A 3,953-nucleotide genomic window follows, 5' to 3' on the forward strand; every position below is an offset into this window, starting at 1 on the left:
ACAGTGTTTGAGACGCGCTAACCCTGCAAGTTAATCGAATCTCAAAATAGAAAACCATCGCTCAGTTTTTCAATTCAAAGTTTTAGATATCTTGAAAGTCAATTTCCGCATCAACATTTTTTAGAGATAGCGTATTTATCTCTAATAGGTTTATTTATACTCATGTTTGTTCTCGTGTCATTTCCGAAAACACTTTTTTCTTTATTCTACCTACTATTCTTCCTTAACCGAGCAGTATTGAAACCCGACCGACCCCCATGTAATTCTCGATATCAAACAGAATTTCAACCAAACGACTCGCGCATCGTTCCCGGTAACTCTGCTCATCAAGTCGCTCTTTGTTACCAATCGTCACAACAGGCAGCGATCGCAGGGTATTTTTTTCCCGGATAACTTGCTCCAGCGAATCATCTCCCTTCATGTTTCGATTTGCGGTCAGGATAATCATCTGATTGCTTTGAGCAATCTGCCAAACAAGGCGATCGCTACTGTTTTCGAGTAAGCCAACTTCTTCAAACCCAATGAAGCGAATCGGCATCAGTTCAAGCCATCCCTCTGCTGCGATCGTGCCCCACAGCAATGCTGCCTGTCCTCGCAAATTGTAGTCAATCAGAAAATTCATAGCTTGGACTCAAGCCTGTCTTTCCAAGCTTGAAGCTTCGCACGGATAGCCTCTTGACCCGCTTTTGAAGGTGTTGCAGAAATGCGGGCAAAGTGCTCTCGATTGCGTTCTTCCCAGTATTGCCGATTCTCTTCTGCGATTTGTAAAACTTGTTGATATTCGGTTTCTACTTCAGCCTCATGAGCTTTGATGTAAGAGAGAGCAGCATCAACTTGAACATCTGTGAGACAAAGCTTTTCACGAATAAGTTTTGCAGGATAGCCAGCCGTAAAGTAATCCATCACGTCATAGAGAGTAATGCGGGTTCCTGCGATCGTCAATCCGCGTTCGGTTCGGATGATTGCCGCTTGCTCATTAAATGTTTGTTCGTCAGATGCAGAAGTCATAACTCATCCCAAAACTGTCTCCATCGTATCTTATACATAAAGCAAGAGGGAAAAAGGCGCTTCATCAACGACTCAGGCTCTCACAAATTTCTTCAATGTTAACCTGTGCTTTCACTTTCATCTTCTGAATAGAGCTTTTCGTTTCAAAAATATTCATTGGGCTTAGAGGTTAGCGATCGCTCTTCGGTAATCATGAAAGGGTGATCGCTTAACTATGGTGATATTATTGGTTATTCAACAGTAGTCTTAGGTGATAATTCTACATTCAATTCTACTTTTTCGTGCTTGTAAACTCCTTCAATTGATTGCAACATAAATTTGTAATACCATTTTCACATGAAGATGCATAGAAAGAACCCCACCGCCTTCGGCACCTCCCCTTATTAAGGGGAGGTTTGGAGGGGTCAAAATAATGTGCAGCTTCACATAGAATTGGTATAACTTAATTCATATTCGTGTCTATTATAAACCTGTTATTCACTGCTAAGTTAAGAAGCGATCGCTAGTTAGGCTCTCCGTGAAACCTGACTTGGAGAGCGTAAGCGCCCTCAGAGGTTCCGTCCTTTGTAGCGACTGGCGTAGACTCCAACTCACTCCGAAGCGATCGCTCCCTCCTGTGATTCTTCGATTTCTGAAAAACCTACTAGGGTGACGGGTGGACGGTTTGGAAATTCAACAACAAGCCGTAACTCTCCTCCCATTGCTACAATGTACTTCCGCAAAGTTGAGAGCATTAAATCAGTGCGTTGTTCCAACCTAGAAACATTCCCTTGGTCAATTTGGAGAAGTTCTGCCATCTGTTCTTGAGTGAGTTTGAGTGCAAGTCTCAGCTGCTGTCGAGTCATTTCCTCCGCGATGAGCAAGCTAGATTCTTCTTCAATCTTTTTCCGTCGTTCCGGTGACAACTGTTCTAGTTTTTCCTTCAAAGTTCTCCCCATAGATGATCCTCACTTTTCCTCTTGTCCAGTCTTTAATTGAGCTAAGTGCGCGTCGAATCTAGCATCAGCCGTTTTGATAAGTTGCTTGTAAAAACGACTTTCACTACTACCTGATTTGTCACCTGCGACTAGTAATATTGCATGTCGTCTGGGGTCGAATGCAAACGCGACACGCCAAACACCATCTGCTGCTTTAAACCTTAATTCCTTCATGTTGCTATGCCGCGAACCATTAAGCGTATCAACATTAGGTCGTCCCAATTCAGAACCAAAAGCTTCCAATAGATTGGCACGGGCAAGTAACTTATTTTGCACCTCTTCTGGTAGAGCATCAAATTCCGGCTCAAAATCCTGATAAAATTCAACAACCCAACTCATTAATTATGCACTCAAAAACATATGTTTTCAAGGGTATATTAAAGCTTCGTAATTCCTTTGGAAAGCTAAGTCGCTTTACGACAGACTACGCGCAGCTTGCTTTTCATTAGCGTATTGGGTTATAATAAGTTGAAGCCTAAGTTATTCAGAACTTCACGCAAGTACTTGCATCCTTTGAGATACTCTAAAGTGGCGATTCGCTCGGCTGAGTGTTGTGACCAATCACCAGCGACATTCATTATTTGTTCAGTATAAAAATTTTTGATGATGTTGTTGTAGTGAGCGATCGCCTCGTCTTGCTCTCCCAATTTATAAGTTTCCCGATATAGTACCGCTGACTGAGGCAACCGTGGCTTAATAGCTGTTTTTACTTCAGGATTTGGATAACCCACACACAGCCCAAACACAGGAAACACCAAAGGTGGCAAATTCAGTAGCGTTGCTACCTCTTGAGTGCTTTTGCGGATTGCGCCAATATATCCTGTTCCCAAACCAAGGGACTCAGCAGCGAGAGTGGCATTCTGGGCTGCTATCGAAGCATCGACTATTGCCTTAATCAACAATTCTAAGTAATCTAGAGCATCATGAGATAGTCCGCGACTGTCAGCAACACGAGCCACACGAGCCAAATCTGCTAACCAAACCAAGAATAAAGGAGCTTCTTTAATATGGGTTTGTCCTCCTGCCAGCCTGGATAATTCTTCTTTGCGCTGTTGATCTTCAATTGCTACCACACTCCAGGATTGGAGATTGGCAGAAGTGGCAGCAGATTGAGCAGCTGCAACCAACAGCTCTAAGGTTAAGGGCGGTAGAGGGTCAGATAGATAAGACCGAACTGAACGGTGAGATAGAATTGTACTAAGGAAGTCGTTCCAGGGAATTTTGCCATCGAAGGGAATTTCACCGTAGCGCGATAGCAGTAATTCTATAGGATTAGTCATGGTTAACTTTTCAACTCCAACGCTTTTTTACGATTTCAGAGAGACTATCAACTAGGCAACATTACGAAAAAAAGCAACTCGTAAAGCCAGCCGACACTCAGATGCAGGGCAAGTAAGCGGCGTTACTGTATGCCAAGAATTGTCAGAACGCACAATTACCACTGAGTAATGACTAAGCGGTAGAATATCTTGGAAAGCAGATTCAGGCTGGGAGTCTTTGAGAATTCGCAAACAGCCTCCCCAGTCTAGAGACCATTGTTGATTGAAAAATAGTAGATGAGTTAAGACTTTGTTCGGTTCATCTGTATGGGGGCGATGTAAGTGTCCTACATTATACCGACGAAACCCAATATCAATTGCACAGTCCTTTAGTTCCAACCCAGACATTTTTTCTAAAGCTTCACGGTAAGAATCTGTCCACAGTCCTTCTATCAACTGTTGCCAGACATGACTGAGGTGTCCCAAGTCACTAGTAAGTCTTCCTTCTGCCATGCGCTGCCGCCAGCCATGATCGCCTTATTTGAGCATAGAGGAAATATCTTCGCTTTTAGTAAGCATCTTTCCCCAGAGGTATCCCTATCCTTCCCCCTCCGACAGGCGAAACTCTTCGTGGGGAAAACTGGCAGTGAGTTCTAAGCTGAACTTCCCTGATTGACAAAAGGCGTATGCAGTGTATCTCAAGGGTTGT

General features: G+C 43.4%; 6 protein-coding genes. All 6 read right to left on the reverse strand.

What is annotated here, in order from left to right; translation table 11 throughout:
- Window positions 1–223: 223 nt before the first annotated feature.
- Window positions 224–622, reverse strand: a complete 399-nt coding sequence (locus tag DP117_RS33670; RefSeq protein WP_169222497.1) for an ACP S-malonyltransferase — start codon at window positions 620–622, stop codon at window positions 224–226.
- Window positions 619–1,008: a DUF433 domain-containing protein gene (locus DP117_RS33675; protein WP_169222498.1), complete on the reverse strand. Its 390-nt coding sequence runs from the start codon at window positions 1,006–1,008 to the stop codon at window positions 619–621. The genes DP117_RS33670 and DP117_RS33675 overlap by 4 nt, the downstream gene beginning before the upstream one ends.
- A gap of 590 nt (window positions 1,009–1,598) precedes the next feature.
- Entirely contained in the window at window positions 1,599–1,946 is a 348-nt protein-coding gene (locus tag DP117_RS33680) for an XRE family transcriptional regulator (protein ID WP_169222499.1), read from the reverse strand.
- A gap of 9 nt (window positions 1,947–1,955) precedes the next feature.
- Window positions 1,956–2,324 (reverse strand): type II toxin-antitoxin system RelE/ParE family toxin, encoded by a 369-nt coding sequence (locus DP117_RS33685; RefSeq protein WP_169222500.1) that lies wholly within the window; start codon window positions 2,322–2,324, stop codon window positions 1,956–1,958.
- Between the two features lie 119 nt (window positions 2,325–2,443).
- Window positions 2,444–3,265: an NADPH-dependent oxidoreductase gene (locus tag DP117_RS33690; protein ID WP_169222501.1), complete on the reverse strand. Its 822-nt coding sequence runs from the start codon at window positions 3,263–3,265 to the stop codon at window positions 2,444–2,446.
- Between the two features lie 51 nt (window positions 3,266–3,316).
- On the reverse strand, window positions 3,317–3,757 hold the full coding sequence (locus tag DP117_RS33695; RefSeq protein WP_248277963.1) for a 2OG-Fe(II) oxygenase: 441 nt from the start codon (window positions 3,755–3,757) through the stop codon (window positions 3,317–3,319).
- Between the last annotated feature and the right edge of the window lie 196 nt (window positions 3,758–3,953).

Source organism: Brasilonema sp. UFV-L1 (assembly GCF_012912105.1).
Taxonomy (GTDB): domain Bacteria; phylum Cyanobacteriota; class Cyanobacteriia; order Cyanobacteriales; family Nostocaceae; genus Brasilonema.